General features: G+C 59.7%; 9 protein-coding genes. 3 read left to right on the top strand and 6 right to left on the bottom strand.

The window, feature by feature from the left end; genetic code table 11:
• Positions 1–5: 5 nt before the first annotated feature.
• Genes paaK through paaG form a run of 3 tightly spaced genes read right to left on the bottom strand, consistent with a single transcriptional unit; the run spans position 6 to position 2,596 of the window.
• On the bottom strand, positions 6–1,319 hold the full coding sequence (gene paaK, locus ON753_RS10300) for a phenylacetate--CoA ligase PaaK (protein ID WP_265962427.1): 1,314 nt from the start codon (positions 1,317–1,319) through the stop codon (positions 6–8).
• Positions 1,320–1,357: 38 nt separating this feature from the next.
• Positions 1,358–1,783, bottom strand: a complete 426-nt coding sequence (paaI, locus tag ON753_RS10295) for a hydroxyphenylacetyl-CoA thioesterase PaaI (protein ID WP_265962426.1) — start codon at positions 1,781–1,783, stop codon at positions 1,358–1,360.
• A gap of 18 nt (positions 1,784–1,801) precedes the next feature.
• On the bottom strand, positions 1,802–2,596 hold the full coding sequence (gene paaG, locus ON753_RS10290) for a 2-(1,2-epoxy-1,2-dihydrophenyl)acetyl-CoA isomerase PaaG (protein ID WP_265962425.1): 795 nt from the start codon (positions 2,594–2,596) through the stop codon (positions 1,802–1,804).
• Positions 2,597–2,859: 263 nt separating this feature from the next.
• Between paaG and ON753_RS10285 the strand changes: the two genes are divergently transcribed.
• Positions 2,860–4,173 (top strand): HlyD family type I secretion periplasmic adaptor subunit, encoded by a 1,314-nt coding sequence (locus tag ON753_RS10285; protein ID WP_265962424.1) that lies wholly within the window; start codon positions 2,860–2,862, stop codon positions 4,171–4,173.
• Between the two features lie 63 nt (positions 4,174–4,236).
• Here the strand turns inward: ON753_RS10285 and ON753_RS10280 are convergent, their stop codons facing one another.
• Complete coding sequence (locus ON753_RS10280; RefSeq protein WP_265962422.1) at positions 4,237–8,799, bottom strand: beta strand repeat-containing protein; 4,563 nt, start codon at positions 8,797–8,799, stop codon at positions 4,237–4,239.
• A gap of 153 nt (positions 8,800–8,952) precedes the next feature.
• Here ON753_RS10280 and ON753_RS10275 point away from each other — a divergent pair, with 153 nt between their 5' ends.
• Together ON753_RS10275 and ON753_RS10270 are read left to right on the top strand one after the other, a co-directional pair.
• Positions 8,953–10,716: a peptidase domain-containing ABC transporter gene (locus ON753_RS10275; protein WP_323054715.1), complete on the top strand. Its 1,764-nt coding sequence runs from the start codon at positions 8,953–8,955 to the stop codon at positions 10,714–10,716.
• A complete protein-coding gene (locus tag ON753_RS10270) occupies positions 10,713–12,935 on the top strand; it encodes a peptidase domain-containing ABC transporter (protein WP_265962419.1) in 2,223 nt (740 codons plus the stop codon). Before ON753_RS10275 ends, ON753_RS10270 begins: the two co-directional genes overlap by 4 nt.
• A 16-nt stretch (positions 12,936–12,951) precedes the next feature.
• Here ON753_RS10270 and ON753_RS10265 read toward each other — a convergent pair whose 3' ends face one another.
• Together ON753_RS10265 and ON753_RS10260 are read right to left on the bottom strand one after the other, a co-directional pair.
• On the bottom strand, positions 12,952–14,319 hold the full coding sequence (locus ON753_RS10265; protein WP_265962418.1) for an aspartate aminotransferase family protein: 1,368 nt from the start codon (positions 14,317–14,319) through the stop codon (positions 12,952–12,954).
• Between the two features lie 31 nt (positions 14,320–14,350).
• Entirely contained in the window at positions 14,351–15,847 is a 1,497-nt protein-coding gene (locus ON753_RS10260; RefSeq protein WP_265962417.1) for an NAD-dependent succinate-semialdehyde dehydrogenase, read from the bottom strand.
• Positions 15,848–15,887: the final 40 nt, after the last annotated feature.

Genomic DNA, 15,887 nt, shown 5'->3' with positions numbered 1-15,887 from the left:
GTCCGTCAGCTGTCGTTGGGGCGATTGTCCACTACGCGCTTTGCCTTGCCGGCGGACCGCTCAACCCCGCCCGGTTCCCTGACGTCGATGATCGCCGATATGCCGACTATGCTCTTGATGTGGTGAGCGAGTTCCTTTGCGGAGGCGCCGCGGTGTTCGCCCGAGGCGGCTTCGGGCAGGGCTTCAACATGAACGGTGATGACATCCAGCCGATTGGCCTTGGTGAGTTCGATCTGGAAATGCGGAGACAGGCCGCCGCATTTGAGGATCTGCTCTTCGATCTGCGTCGGGAACACGTTGACACCGCGCAGGATGATCATGTCGTCGGACCTGCCGGTGACTTTCTCCATTCTCCTCATTGTCCTCGCCGTGCCCGGCAGCAGGCGGGTCAGGTCCCGCGTGCGATAGCGGATCATCGGCAGGCCTTCCTTGGTGAGGGTGGTCAGTACAAGCTCGCCGATGTCTCCGTCCGGAAGAACTTCGCCCGTCTCGGGATCGATGACCTCAGGATAGAAGTGATCCTCCCAGATATGCAGGCCATCCTTCGTTTCGACGCACTCGTTGGCCACGCCGGGACCGAGGATCTCGGAAAGGCCGTAGATGTCGACCGCATGCATGTCGAAGGCGTCTTCGATTTCCCGGCGCATGGCGTTGGTCCACGGCTCGGCGCCAAAGATCCCTGCTGCGAGGGAACTCTCCCGCGGGTCGATGCCCTGACGGTGGAACTCGTCCAGAATCGACAGGAGATAGGACGGCGTCACCATGATGATGCGCGGCTTGAAATCCTGGATGAGGGTCACCTGGCGCTCCGTCATGCCTCCCGAGACAGGCACGACCGTACAGCCCATCCTTTCAGCACCATAATGGGCGCCGAGACCTCCGGTGAAGAGGCCGTATCCATAGGCAACGTGAATGATGTCGCCGCGTCGTCCGCCCGACGCCCGGATGGACCGGGCCACGAGATCCGCCCACATCTCGATGTCATTGGCCGTATATCCGACGACGGTCGGTTTCCCCGTCGTTCCCGAAGACGCATGAATGCGCACGATTTTCTCGCGCGGGACCGCGAAAAGGCCGAAAGGGTAATTTTCCCTAAGATCCGCCTTGGTCGTAAAGGGAAATCTGGAAAGATCCGAAAGCGATCTGAGCTCGGACGGATGACCCCCCATGTCATCGAACCTGGTCCTGAACATAGGCACATTCTCGTAGGCATGGGTGAGGGACCACTTCAACCGCTCCAACTGCAATGCCGAGAGCTCGTCCCGGCTCGCCGTCTCTATAGGTTCCAGGTCACCGGGACGCGGAGCCAGATCTTCCATTAAACCCTCCTTGAAGCGGCTCTATGCGGGCGCTTCGCTTAGTCCGGCAATATCGTGCCTTTTGTCGTCCTTGAATTGCCGCGGAATTCGGCGATCGTGTCGCCGTTCTGGTTGCGGATCGTCACGTCATAAAGCCCCGACCGGCCCTTGCGGGACAGTTCACGGGCTGTTGCCGTCAGCCGGTCTCCGAGATGTGCCGGTGCCAGATAAGTCACCGAACAGTGCTGGGCGACGGTCACCTGGTTATAGGTGTTGCAGGCGAAGGCAAAGGCGCTGTCGGCGAGGGTGAAAATATACCCTCCGTGGCAGATGCCGTGGCCGTTGGTCATGCCGTTCAGGACGGTCATCGAGATAGTCGATCGGCCGGGCTCGATATGGTCGAGATGCATGCCCAACTCGCGCGTGGCGGTATCTTCCGACCACATGCGCCGGGCACAGGCGTTTGCAAGTTCTTCAGGTGTCATGGACAGCTCCGGCAGGGGTTAGGATCCGGAGAACCGGGTAGGGCGCTTTTCCAGAAACGCGGCGACACCTTCGCGGTAATCCGCCGTGCGGCCCGCCTGCCGCTGTGCATCCCGCTCAGCATCCAGATGGGCGTCGAGCGACTGATCTGCAGCATCCTGGATAAGCTGCTTTGTCAGCCCCAGGCCCGTCGTCGCACCCGCAGCAAGTCGCGCGGCAAGCGCGCTCGCGTCACTCATCAGGTCCGCGTCCGGAACCGCCTTCCAGATGAGCCCCCAGTCCGCGGCCGTCTGGGCAGGCAAGGGTTCGCCGGTAAGGGTGAGTGCTTTCGCACGGGCCTCGCCGATGAGACGCGGCAAAAGCCAGCTGCCACCGGAATCGGGCACCAGACCAATCCTGGAAAACGCCTGAATGAATTTGGCCGAGTGCCCGGCCAGAACGATGTCGCAGGCAAAAGCGATATTCGCACCGGCGCCGGCCGCCACTCCGTTGACGGCGCAGACCACGGGTTTCGCCAGGGAACGGATCTGGCGGATAAGCGGGTTGTAGAGCGTTTCGATCGTATGGCCGAGATCCGGAGCCTCGCCTCCGTCCCGCATGTCCCGGTCGGAAAGATCCTGGCCCGCGCAAAAGCCGCGTCCCGCACCCGTCAGCAAGACCGCGCGTATGTCTCGATCTGTTCGTGCATCCGCCAGGAGCTCACGCAAATCGTGATGCATCGCCTCGTTGAAGGCGTTGAGCCGGTCCGGGCGGTTGAGTGTGATTCGCAGAAATCCGTCCTGCCTGTTTGCAAGCACCGTCTCCGTGTCAGCCATTCGCCCCTCCCGAAGCGTCACACATTTTCATGAAAGCACCGGCTTTCTGTGACATTAATGCACGGAGTGGTTTGATGGTCAAAGCCCGAATGCAGCTTCTGACAATCGATTTCAATGGATCGCTGAACCTCCGCTCCGGGCAGCATCGCAAAAGCAAAAGATCCACGCGACGCACCGGCTCTGCTGCAAACGCCTGATTCAGCGGATATTTACCTTGATCGTCGATTGTTGGCGTCAAAGGCTGCAATCAGCGTCGAGGCGTCATGTTCTCTAGAAAAAACTCTGCGGAAGATTACCCGCTGGACATTCCTCTCGAGCTTGAAGAGGGACCGCCGGCGGTGGCCTATCGTCGGATTCTGCAGACCCTTTCCGTCGGCGCCGCCGCCTTTCTAGTCTGGGCGGCCATTGGCCAGGTGCGTGAAGTGGCCAAGGCGACGGGCGAAATCGTCCCGGCGGGAAAAGTCCGCACGGTCGGTCATCTGGAAGGCGGCATCGTCGCGGAGGTGCTGGTCAGGGAAGGCGAACTCGTCGAAGAAGGTGCGCCTCTCATCCGGCTTCAGGAAACCGCTGCTTCAAGCGACCTGGAAAAGGTCCGGACCAGACTGGAATATCTTTCGGGCGAAGAACAACGCTTTCAGGCAGCTACATCTGATTCCAATGGTCTGCGCCTGGGTGTGAGAACCGGTTTCAGCGAGGCGCAACAGGCGGCACTGGACGCTCAGCAAGAGGCTCTCGCTCAGGAACTGGAAGCCATGAGAGCCCGGATCAGCGAGAAACAGGCGGAGCTCGAAAGTATCGTGGAGAGGGTCGCGTTTCAGAAAACGCAGATCGAGATCGAGCGCGAAAAGTTTGAAATTCAGGAGTCTCTCTTCAAACAGGGCTACACCTCCAAACGCCGGCATTTGGAGGCCAGATCGGCGCTGCAGGAAGCGCAAAGCCAGCTGAGCGAATTGAGCGGCATGAAGGGACGCCTCGAGGCGCAGCTGACTGAGGCCAAGGCAGGCCTTGCAAGGTCGATCGCAGTTGCGGAGGAGAAACTTGCCGAAGAGCGGAGCAGGGTCATTCAGGAACGCAACGAGCTCACCTTTGAAGCGACAAAGCAGCGGGACCGCTTCGATCGCCTCTTCGTTAGGGCGCCGGCCAGCGGGCATATCAAGGCGCTTTATCTGAAAGGCGCCGGCAGTGTTCTTGCGCCCGGTGACATCGTCGCCGAAATTGTTCCAAGCGGCAGCGAGCTCGTCGCGGAAGTGCGGATACTGCCACGTGACATTGGGCATGTGGAAGTTGGCGATCCGGCCGAAATCTCCATCACCACATTCGACCCCAATATCCAGGGAACCGTCGAGGGGGAGGTCTCGGTGATTTCGGCGTCAAGTTTCCGGGATGAATACGGAAACTACTTCTTCAAGGCCACAATCCCACTGCCCTCCAACCGGATCGGTCACGGAGATCGGGTGGAGACAATTTCGCCTGGCATGGTTGTCGATGCGAAGATCGTGACGGGCTCGAAATCGGTTCTGCAATATCTGCTGAAACCGGTGACAAGGGCGATCGGCGATCCGCTCAGCGAGCGGTAGTTTCAAAACGCCGCCAGGAATACCGGGATCAGGGCGTTCAATCGCGTCCGGCGCTGAGATCGGCTACCAGCGGATTTCCTCCACGTCGCTGAACGTCATGCGGCTCCCATCCGAAAAGTCGATATAGCCGTCTGCATCCTGGGAGAGTTCCATCACATTGGTGGCGGTGTCGGTGTTCATGATGGAACCATCGGTGATGGTAACGGTCCAATCCGAACCGTAGTCTCCGGCAGAGGCTGTGCCCGAGCTACCCCCCAGGTCGATTGCATCCGTCCAGGCAGTGCCTTCGCCGCCATGGATCATGTCGCTGCCGTCTCCCAGTCCATACATGAACAGATCGGATCCATCCTCACCGTAGAGGGTGTCATTACCCGTACCGCCGATGAGCGTGTCGTCACCCTGGCCCCCGTAAATCCAGTCGGCCGTGGCACCGCCATCGATCGTGTCGTTGCCATCCTCGCCATTGAGCGTGTCATAGCCGTCGCCGCCGACTATGTAGTCGTCGCCGCCGCCGGCGTAAATCCGGTCGTTGCCGGCGCCGCCGTCGATATAGTTGGCCTGCGTGCTGATCTGGGTTCCCGCCTGATCGTCAATGATGTCATCTCCGGCACCACCGTAAACAGTGTCCGCACCTTCACCAAAGAAGATAAGATCGTTCCCCGCGCCGCCATGGATCGTGTCGTCGCCAGCTCCGCTGTAAATCGTGCTGCCGGCGTCATGTGCGGTAATCGTTTCTGCACCGCTGGTTCCGGTGATCGAGCTTTCCGCTACGCCGGTATCTGTGAACGCCCTCTGCCCATCGGACATCTGGTAGGCCTCAGCAACGTCCGAAACGGAAATGGCAAATGCTTCCTGTGCCGTTGAACCGTCACTGGAGGTGGCCGTCACCGTCAGGTCAATCGTCGGCTCGGTTTCGTAGTCAAACGTCGCCCCGGAGGCAACCGTGACGACACCGTCGGCATCGACCGTGAAGCGGTTGTCGGAGACCGTGTAGGACACCGTATCGGCAACATTCGGATCATCCGCGGTGGCGGTAATGCCGACCTGCATGCCAGCCGCTGCATTCTCTGCAACGCTGTTTGCAGCGATGTTTGAGTCGGTGACGGAGGAAACCTCCGCCTGCTCCTGGGAGACACCGACGGTAAAGGTCTGCGACGACGTCGAACCATCCGAGGACGTTGCCGTCACGGCGATATCGATGGAGCCTTCTGTCGCCGCATCGAAGCTTGCACCTGAAGCAACGGTGACCACGCCGTTTGCGTTGACCGTGAAGCGGCTGTCGGAAACCGAATAGGTAACTGAATCAGTCACATCGGCATCCGTGGCCTGGGCGGTGATGCCGACCTGAGTTCCGGCTGCTGCATTCTCGGCAATCGTGTTTGCCGAACTATCGGTATCGCTGACGGCCGAGACGTCATATTCGTCCACGTCGGAGACGGCGATGGTGAAGGTCTCGGACGAAGCCGACCCATCCGTCGAGGTCGCGGTCACCGTGATGTCAATCGACCCTTCGGTCTCTGCATCAAAGCTCGCCCCGGAGGATGAGACGGAAACCACACCATTCGCGTCGACCGTAAACCGGCTATCCGAGACGGAATAGGTAACCGTGTCGGATACGTTGCCGTCCTCGGCAAGGGCGGTAATACCAACGGTGGTCCCGGGTGCGGCGTTTTCTGCGATTGTATTGTCTGCACTGTCCGTATCCGAGACGGCGCTGACATCCTCGGCAATCAGGTCGCCCGCCAGAACGATGCCGTCGGCAAACGCGAACCGTTCCACGTTGGTCACCGTGTCGATGCCTTCCGGAGATCCTGGCCGGTTGTCAACGACGGTATAGACGCCGCCGTTTTCAGTGATCGTGTAATCGGAGCGGTTTGCGTCATAGTAGACGTAGTCACTTCCGTCACCGCCATCGATCGTGTCGTCACCTTCCAATCCGATCAGGAAATCATCTCCCTGGCCGCCGTCCAGCACGTCGTTTCCTGCGCCGCCAACCAGAACATCGTCGTCGGCACCGCCGGACAGGACGTCGTCTCCATCGCCGGACATGAGAAAGTCTTCGCCATCTCCGCCATAAATGGTGTTGTTGCCGCTGCCCCCATAGACTTCATCGTTACCGGCACCGGCATCGATTGAGAGTTCCGTGACGCCCGTATCCTCGAAATAGTCGTCACCGCTCGTCAAAACGATGTTTTCGGCAACATCCGAGACATCGAGCGAGAAGGTCTCCGAAGACGTTGACCCGTCGGAGGAAATGGCCGTCACTGTTAGGGAAATCGTCGGCTCATTCTCGTAGTCAAATGCTGCGCCGGAAGCGACCGTCACAACGCCGTCTGCATCGACCGTAAACCGGCTGTCGGACACCGAATAGGTAACCGTATCGGAGGCATTGCCGTCTTCCGCAAACGCAGTGATGCCGACAGCGGTGCCGGCAGCCGCATTCTCAGCGATGGTGTTCGCCGTGGTGTCCGTATCAGAGACGGCGCTGACATCTTCGGCAATCAGGTCGCCTGCCAGAACGGTCCCGTCAGCAAAGACAAAACTCTCGACATTCGTGACGGTGTCGGTCCCGTCGGGCGATCCGTCGCGGTTGTCGATGATCGTGAAGACGCCGCTGCTTTCAGTGATCGTGTAGTCGGACCAGTTGCCGGTGTAGACCGCATGATCTTGCCCGCTGCCCCCATCGAGACGATCATTGCCCGCACCGCCGATGAGCGTGTCGTCACCGCGATCACCGTAGATCCGGTCGTCGCCCGCGCCGCCGTCTATCAGGTCATTGTCGCCTTCGCCATAAAGAGCGTCATTGCCGTCACCCCCGGCTATGGTGTCATCGCCGCCGCCGCCATAGATCGTATCGTTACCAGCGCCGCCATCGAGGTAGTTCGCATGGTTGCTGATTTGCGCTCCCCGTGCATCATCGATGAAGTCGTTGCCAGCGCCGCCATAAACCGTGTCGGCACCTTCGCCGTAAATGATGGTGTCGTTGCCGTCGCCGCCATGGATCGTATCGTCACCGGACCCGCTGTAGATCGTGCCGCCGTCGTCATGCGCGGTAATGATCTCCGCGCCGCTCGTTCCGCGGATCGTATGTTCGGCAACGCCGTCATCGGTGAACGAACCCTGTCCGTCGGCCATCTGATAGGCTTCGGCAACGTCCGAAACGGAAACCGCAAATGCTTCCTGGGAGGTGGAACCGTCACTGGAGGTGGCCGTCACCGTCAGGGTGATCGTCGGTTCGCTCTCGTAATCGAATGCGGCTCCGGAGGAGACCGTCACCACGCCATCGCCATCCACGGCAAACCGGCTGTCGGAGACGGAGTAGGAGACTAAGTCCGTTACGTCTGCATCCGCCGCCAGGGCGATGATGCCGACCTGTGTTCCGGCCGCCGCGTTTTCAGCGATAATGTTTGCGGACGTGTCCGCATCGGTCACCTCGGAAACGTCATGTTCATTGACGTCGGCCACCGATAGACCGAAAGTCTGTGAAGATTGTGATCCGTCGGTCGATGTCGCGGTGACCGTGAATGAAACGGTTCCCTCGCTCTCCGCGTCAAACTCCGCTCCATCGGCGACGGTCACGATCCCGTTTTCATCAATCTGGAAACGGGCATCGTCAACGGAATAGGTGACACTGTCCGATACGTCCCGATCCTCTGCCGAAACGGCGACCCCCACGGCGCTTCCGCCAGCGATATCCTCCGAAATACCGTCGCCAGTTTCGCCAATCACTTTCAGTGAGCTGACGTCATATTCATCGATATCCCGGATCGATATGGTAAAGCTCTCGGTCTGTGTGGCTCCGTCGGAAGCGGTGGCCAGAACGACGATCTCGTGGCTGCCCGCCGTTTCTGCGTCCAGGTCACCGGCCACGGACACAATCCCTGTTTCCGGATCAATGGAAAAGAGACCGCCTGCATCACCGATCAGGCTATAGGTGACGGTCGCACCTTCGGCCACATCCGCATGGGCCGTTATCCCGGTTTTCGTCCCGAGCGCGGCGTTCTCATCGACCTCATCCTCAGATGTATCGCTGTCGGCAATCGACGTGAGTTCGGAGGCGATAGGCCCGTCATCGACGGAGGCAACGTCCTCCGACAGGAATCCGGAAGCAACGTTAGTTGCGACCGTCCCGGCGCCCGGTTCCCGAGATTCAAGGCCTGACAAGGTCGGATTTTGAACCGTTTCGACCGTTGATTGTTCAGCCGGGGCTGAAGATGAGCTGCCGACCGGTTCCGCGCCGGAATTCGAACCGGGCCTGTCGTCTTCCGGGACTGCGGGGAGAGAGACGGTGCGTTCCAGTCCGTCGTCAGAGACAGAGGCGTCACCGGACTCGTTCTCGGCAAAAGCCAGATCCGTACTCTCGGGGGCAAAACTTCCGGTAGCCGTTTGTTCCAGCAAGTCGTGATCCGGAGTGGCTTGCTCACCGCCGAGATGCAGGTTCGCGTTGACCTGTTCCATGGACTCGCCCATGTCCTGGTCGAGATGGTAATCATGCGCCTTGGCGAGATGCTGATCCTTGGCGTCGAGAAGTCCGGGATGAAGGATATTGTCTGAAGACAGAGTTGTTCTGCTTTCAGAGACTACTTCATCTTTTCCGGTGCTGCCGTTTTCGCTATCGTTTGCCATCGCCCGCTATCCGCATGGTTCCTGTCAGGACAATGAACGACGGCGTCCTTAACAAAGCGAAAAATTGAACGTAGAATCTGAAGGTTAGTTCTAATAAAATTCAGAAAATACACCGTAGGGTAAACGGTTTTTAAACCCGATCGGCACAGTTTAATGCAGCACGCATTAGACTCTGGCACATACATGCTGAACTCGGTTCATTCGTCATTCTTTCTCCCCCGGCTGAGGATCCGTCACTCGCCGTCCGGGACGCGGATTTCCTCCCCGGGTCTGCCGCGTGACGTTATCATAGCCTCCATCTTCGCAAATCTGCTCAGCCTGGCGATGCCGCTGGCGATTCTGCAGGTCTATGACCGGGTTGTGCCCAACACTGCTACGGATACTCTGCTGGTCCTGATGCTTGGCGTTGTGGGCGTTCTGATCGCCGATGCCTTCATCAAGGTTGCAAGAGCCGTCGTCGTCGGCCGCCTTGGTGCAAGTTTCAATCACCAGGCCCATGCCGAACTTTTCCGGCGCGTGCTCGATGCCGATCCCTCCCTGTTCGCCAAGACGCCTGTTTCCGTACAGGTGCATCAGCTCCGCTCCCTTCAGTCGATCGCCGACCATTATGGCGATCAGGCAAGGCTGCTTGCGATTGATTTGCCCGCCGGCGGTATCTTTCTCGCCGTTCTCGCGTTCATTGCCGGGCCTCTGGCGCTCGTCCCGGTCTGCCTGCTCGGCGCATTCATGTTCTTCGCGCTGCGCCGGAACAGGGTTCTTCAGCAGGTCGTTGCAGACCGGGCGGATCAGGACGACCGGAAATCCGACTTCATACTTGAGGTCCTGTCCGGGGCAAAAACCGTAAAGTCCCAGGCGATGGAAGCGCTGATCATGCGTCGCTTCGAGCGCCTTCAGAAGGCAGCCGCCAAACTGAGCGCGAGATATATGCGCCTGTCCGGCCAGGCACGGGACGCGTCGGCGCTGTTCGGTACCCTGACAACGGTCTTTGTGGTGCTGTTCGGGGCGATGATGGTGATCAACGGCGGTTTCAGTATCGGCGGGGTCGCCGCCAGCACACTTTTGTCCGGCCAGTTCGTTCAGCCCTTCCTGCGGGCCATCAACCAGCTCACGGACATGCAGCGTCTGAGGCACGACTATCAGCAGGTCAATGACCTTTTCCAGTTGCCACCGGTCAGGCACCAGGAAGCGCTTCCGTTTGAGACGGATGGTTCGCTCAACCTCGTAAATGTTTCGGTGGAACTTGGGGAAGGGCGCCGGAAAGTGTTTTCGGACGTGAACCTTACCGTAGCATCCGGACGTTTCGTGGGGTTCCGCGGCGCCGATGGCAGCGGCAAGTCCACACTGATGAAACTCCTGACGGGGGAACTGTTACCGACAACCGGCAAGGTCATGATCGGTGGCCAGGATTATGACGGCCCTTACGAGCACGCCTTGCGCAAGACCGTGGCCTACGTGGACAACCAGCCCGCTATATTCAATGGATCGATCCTCGAGAACATCACCATGTTCGGGGCCGTGTCAGATATCGCTCACGCGCGTATGGCGGCGAAACTCATCGGCCTTGAAAAGGAGATTCACCTGTTGCCGAAAGGGTATGAGACCCAGCTCGGGTCCGATCTCGGCGGCAAGGTTCCCTCGGCAACGCTGCAGCGGATCTGCATCGCCCGCGCGCTGGCCGGCGAACCCAGGATACTGATCCTAGATGAGGCAAACGCTCAACTGGACCAGCAGGCCGAGAAGGCACTCACCGACGCGCTGCAGCGTCTGAAGGGTTTTCTGACGGTCGTCATCATCAGTCACCGGCCTTCGATGCTCGCGGTGGCCGACCAGCAGTACGAAATCCGGGACGGAAGAATTCACGCCCTTGCCGGCATGAAGGCTCCGGACAGGTCCGCGAAAGCGGGGGCAACGGCGTGAGCAGAACCCTCTATAACCTCGAAGAACCCGCTGGACAGGACAATGTGGTTCACAGGCAGTGGGAAGAGCTTTCGGCGGAACTGATTGGCAATTCCATGCCGGAAAAAGGCGGCGCCCGACCGGACCGGTCCGCGGCACCTGCCGAAGCCTGCCTGGTGCCGCTGCTTCGGGAGATGCGCTGGCAGGGCAATGACCGTCTTCTCTTTGAAGCTTTGCCCCATTTCGATCACGTGGAAACGTTCCAGGATCTCAGGACCGTCCTGAACCGGCTGAATGTCGCGACGTCGGTCTTCAGGGGCACCGCGAGTGAACTGGCGCCGAACCAGTTTCCCTGCCTGCGCCTCGTCGGCGGCGACGTGCAGGTTCTGGCCAGCCGCACCGAGACCGGTGACATTCGGGCCTATTCGGGAAGGGAAGGTGAGGCGGTCATTCTCTCCTCGGGCGAGATCCTGAAAAACGAGATCTACCTGGTTCGTGAGGAAGAGCAGGACGACAGCCGGGTTCAAAACAACCGAAGCTGGTTTTCCTCGGTCGCCAAGCGCTTCCGCGGCAGCATCGTCGCGATTCTGGCTCTGGGCTTCGTTCTCAACATCATGGCGCTTGGTCCCCCTCTTTTCATAATGGCCATTTACGACAAGGCCATGGGCGCAAAGTCGCTTGACGTGCTCATGACCATGGCTGTCGGAATTGCCATCATTCTCGTTTGTGAACTGGCCCTCAGACGAACGAAGAACCTGCTTCAATCCTATCTTGGCGGCCGGATCGACGCGATTGTCGGTACAAAGACCTTTGAACGCATTCTCCACCTGCCGTATCCGATGTTGTCCGATGCGCCGATCGGAACGCAGGTGATGCGCTTGCGCTATTTCGACAGCGTCCGGGATATCTTTCAGAGCGCGGTTTTCAACGCCATCATCGACGTACCGTTCTCGGTGATTTTCATTCTCGCCATCTTCCTGATCGGTGGTCCCGTCGCGCTTCCGCCGCTTGCACTTCTGATGATCTATGCGTTGCTGGCAGTCTATGTGCTGCCCAAGGTGCAGCGGGAAGTCGCCATGGTCGGCGAGCAGAAGTCGAAGCTGAACAGCTTCATGATCGAGACCTTCCGCAACCAGCGGGCCCTTCGCAACCTTTCGGTGGACGACATTTGGCTGGAGCGGTTTACGGCACTTTCCGCACGTTTCAACAAGCTCAACATCCACGCACGCAGTCTGACCCATATCCTGCAGACCGTCTCCCAGACACTCATGACCATTTGCGGCGTCCTGGTATTGGGGATCGGGGCGATGATGGTGATGGAAGAGGAAATGAGCCTCGGCGCGCTGATCGCGACCATGGCCCTCTCCTGGCGGGTGCTGAACCCGATGAACCAGGCCTTCTTGAGCATCACCCAACTTGCGCAAAGCCGCACGGTCATCGAACAGATCAACAATCTTATGAAGGTGCCGCTGGAGCGGGAGCCCGGACACCTTCCCAAGATCAAGCGCGACATTCACGGCGACCTGAAGATCTCCTCGCTAGTCCTGAGATATCCGGGAGCGACGGAAGCAGCGCTGAAAGGCCTAGAGCTGACCGTCAGGGAGGGCGAACTGGTCGCCATTACAGGTCCGAGCGGGTCAGGGAAAACCGCTCTTTTCCAAGCGATCACCGGGCTGTTTCAGCCTCAGGTCGGCTCCATCCTGTTTGACGGGCTGGATGTCAGGCAGCTGGATGCGGCCGAGTGGAGATCATCGATCGGTTATGCACCGGACGACCTCGATTTCTTCTACGGTACCGTGAAGCAGAACCTGCTTCTGGCAGATCCGGGCGCAAGCGACGAACGGTTGACGGAAGTAACCGACAAACTCGGCCTCTTGCCCTATCTCGTGGAGAATTTTGACGGCCTCGAAACGCGCCTCAACGGCGAACTTCTCAAGCAGGTGCCGGACAACATGAAACAGCGCATCGTGCTGGCCCGGACGCTGGTCAAATCCGTCTCGTTTTACCTGTTCGACAATCCGGGCACGCATCTTGATTTCGAAGGCGACCGGAAATTTATGGAAATGATCCGTGCATTGCACGGCAAGGCAACCATCCTGATCAACACGCAGCGACCCAGTCACATGAAAATGGCGGACCGCGTGGTCGTTTTGAAATCGGGCCAGATCGCCATGATGGGCACGCCTGACCAGGTAGTGCCCGTGCTGATGGGGGAAACGGCGAAGGCCGGCCATCGGTGACGGCCGGCCTTGAAGACTAAAGGACCGAACGCACCGCCTTGCCTGTGGCGGTGACGACCTTGTCGATCTCGCTCCGGGTGATGCAGAGCGGCGGCGCGAAGCCGAGAATGTCGCCCTGCGGCATGGCCCGTCCGATGACGCCTTCCTTCAGAAGGGCTCCCGCGACCTGGGGACCGGTTTTCCGGGCCGGATCGAAGAAGGTTCTGCTGTCCTTGTCTTCGACGAACTCAATGGCGCACAGCAGGCCTTCGCCGCGGATGTCGCCCACATTCGCATGACTGCCAAGTTCCGCCTTCAGGGCTTCCTTGAAATAGGCGCCCGTGGTTCCGGCGTTTTCGATCAGGTTGAGCTTGTCGATCAGCTCGAGATTGGCGACGCCTGCGGCAGCACCGATGGGATGGGCAGAATAGGTCCAGCCATGGCCGATCGGGCCGAATTCATCGGTTCCGTCTTCCAGCACCTTCCAGACCTTCTTCGACACGATCGAGCCGGAGAGCGGTGCATAGGCTGAGGTCAAGCCCTTGGCTATGGTGATGAAATCCGGTTCCATCTGATAATGATCCGAGCCGAACATGCTGCCGAGCCGTCCGAAACCCGATACGACTTCATCGGCAATCAGCAGAATATCGTATTTCTTCAGTACCTTCTGGATCGCTTCCCAATAGCCTGCCGGGGGAGGCACGATGCCGCCGGTTCCAAGGGCCGGTTCGCCGATGAAGGCCGCAATCGTATCGGCGCCTTCACGCTCGATCAGCGCTTCCAGTTCCGCCGCACAATAAGCAACGAAATCGGCTTCCGACATCGAGAGATCCTCACGGCGGAAGTAGTCCGGCGCAACCGTGTGCAGGACCGTGTCGAGCGGCAGGTCGAATTTCTTGTGAAAGAGCTCGAGCCCCGTCAGCGAGCCGGTCATCAGGCCGGAGCCGTGATAGCCGCGCCAGCGCGAGATGATCTTCTTCTTTTCCGGACGGCCGAGAATATTGTTGTAGTACCAGATCAGCTTGATGTTCGTCTCGTTCGCATCGGATCCGCCAAGGCCGAAATAGACCTTGGACATGTGATCCGGCGCCCGGTCCAGGACCATCTTGGCAAGGGTGATGGCGGCCTCGGTGCCGTGGCCGACATAGGCATGGTAATAGGCCAGTTCCTTTGCCTGTTCGGCAATGGCCTCGGCAATTTCGGTGCGGCCGTAGCCGACATTGACGCAGTATAGCCCCGCAAAGGCATCCAGCAGCTTCGTGCCGTCCCTGTCTTCGATGAAGACGCCGCTGCCGCCGGTGACGATGCGGTTGGGGCTTTCTCCGCGCGCATGCTGAGCCAGATGTGTCGACGGGTGAAAGAAGTTTTCCCGGTCCCAGGCGTCCAATTGATCGTTTCTAAGCATGATTTTTCCTCTCTGATTGGGCCGGAATGGCTCAGCTCCAATCGCGGCAGACATATTTGATTTCGGTGAAGGCCTCGAGCCCGTAGCGGGCCCCTTCGCGGCCAAGACCCGACTGCTTCACGCCGCCGAACGGGATCGGATAGCCCGTGACCTTCGTCCGGTTCACGCCAACCATGCCGTATTGCAGGGCGCGGCTGGCGCGGTAGATCCGCCGGGGATCCTGCGTGTGCAGATAGGCAATCAGGCCGTATTCTGTGTCATTGGCCCGGGAAATAGCTTCCTCTTCCGTATCGAACGGCGCGAGCGCCGCGACAGGGCCGAAGGTTTCCTCCCGGAAGATCGCCGCATCGCCGGGAACGTCGGCAAGAACTGTCGGCTGATAGAACAGCGGCCCCGCCGCGTGCCGCTTTCCGCCGGCGAGCAGCTTTGCTCCCCGCTCGAGTGCGTCCCGCACATGGGCTTCCTGCTTTGCCACGGCACGTTCGTGCATCAGCGGCCCGATATCCGGATCATCGATGCCGGCGCCCACCGTGAGCGCCGACGTGCGTTCCGCGAAGGCCTTGCAAAAGGCGTCATAGACCGGGCGCTCGACGAGAAACCGGTTCGCTCCGAGGCAGTCCTGGCCAGACGTCGCAAACTTGGCGGCAATAGCATGCTCCACCGCATGGTCCAGATCCGCATCGGCAAAGACGATGAAGGGCGCGTGACCGCCGAGTTCCAGCACCAGCCGTTTGACCGTCTCCGCGCTCTGCCGGTAGAGCAAGCGGCCGATTTCCGTCGAACCGGTGAAGGACACGGCCCGAACACGCGGATCCTCCATCCAGGGGGCGACGATCTCCGGTGCATTGCCGGGAAGCACGTTGAAAACGCCCGCGGGCAATCCGGCCTTGTCCGCCAGTTCCGCCAGCGCCAGCGCGGAGAAGGGCGTTTCCTCAGAGGGGTGAACCAGGACGGTACAGCCTGCCGCAAGCGCGCCGGCGGCTTTGCGGGTGATCATCGCGGAGGGAAAGTTCCAGGGTGTGATCAGGGCCGCAACACCCACAGGTTCACGCCAAATTTCCATCTCGGCGTCGGAAAGGTGGGAGGTAATGCTCTCGATGTTGGGGCGTTTTGCTTCTTCGGCATAAAATTCGATGAACGAGGCGGCGTAGTCGATTTCCCCCCGCGCTTCCGAAATCGGCTTGCCCTGTTCGCGGGTCATGATCAGCGCCAGATCTTCCTTGTTTTCAAGGATCAGCGCATGCCAGGCCTGCAGGTGGCCGGCCCGCTCCTGCGGCAACAAGGCCGCCCAGGCCTTGAAAGCCGAATCCGCGCGGCTGATAGCATCTTCGGCCTGCTTGCCTGATAGTTTCGAAACGTCGCCCAGCCAGCTGCCGTCCGCGGGATCGGTCACCGTGAAAACGTCGCCGTTTTCCGCATCCAGCCAGCGGCCGTCCACGTAACCGAAACTGCGGAGAAGATGGCGGTTCTTGATCTGGCCGAACAATGATGTCGTCAGTGGCGCGTCGGAACGTGTCAGGTTTTTCATGGCTGAGCCTCATATCAATGACAGGCTCAGCCTAAATCCC

The sequence above is a fragment of the Roseibium salinum genome (assembly GCF_026240905.1).
GTDB lineage: Bacteria > Pseudomonadota > Alphaproteobacteria > Rhizobiales > Stappiaceae > Roseibium > Roseibium salinum.
Note: the sequence above shows the minus strand (reverse complement) of the source record. Positions and strands in the feature narration are given on the sequence as shown.

Bases quoted from the DNA above. Each gene is read 5' to 3' on its own strand.
- ON753_RS10285 (WP_265962424.1), top strand. From the start codon at position 2,860: ATGTTCTCTAGAAAAAACTCTGCGGAAGATTACCCGCTGGACATTCCT.
- ON753_RS10265 (WP_265962418.1), bottom strand. From the start codon at position 14,319: ATGCTTAGAAACGATCAATTGGACGCCTGGGACCGGGAAAACTTCTTT.
- ON753_RS10280 (WP_265962422.1), bottom strand. From the start codon at position 8,799: ATGGCAAACGATAGCGAAAACGGCAGCACCGGAAAAGATGAAGTAGTC.
- paaK (WP_265962427.1), bottom strand. From the start codon at position 1,319: ATGGAAGATCTGGCTCCGCGTCCCGGTGACCTGGAACCTATAGAGACG.
- paaI (WP_265962426.1), bottom strand. From the start codon at position 1,783: ATGACACCTGAAGAACTTGCAAACGCCTGTGCCCGGCGCATGTGGTCG.
- ON753_RS10260 (WP_265962417.1), bottom strand. From the start codon at position 15,847: ATGAAAAACCTGACACGTTCCGACGCGCCACTGACGACATCATTGTTC.
- paaG (WP_265962425.1), bottom strand. From the start codon at position 2,596: ATGGCTGACACGGAGACGGTGCTTGCAAACAGGCAGGACGGATTTCTG.
- ON753_RS10275 (WP_323054715.1), top strand. From the start codon at position 8,953: ATGCAGCACGCATTAGACTCTGGCACATACATGCTGAACTCGGTTCAT.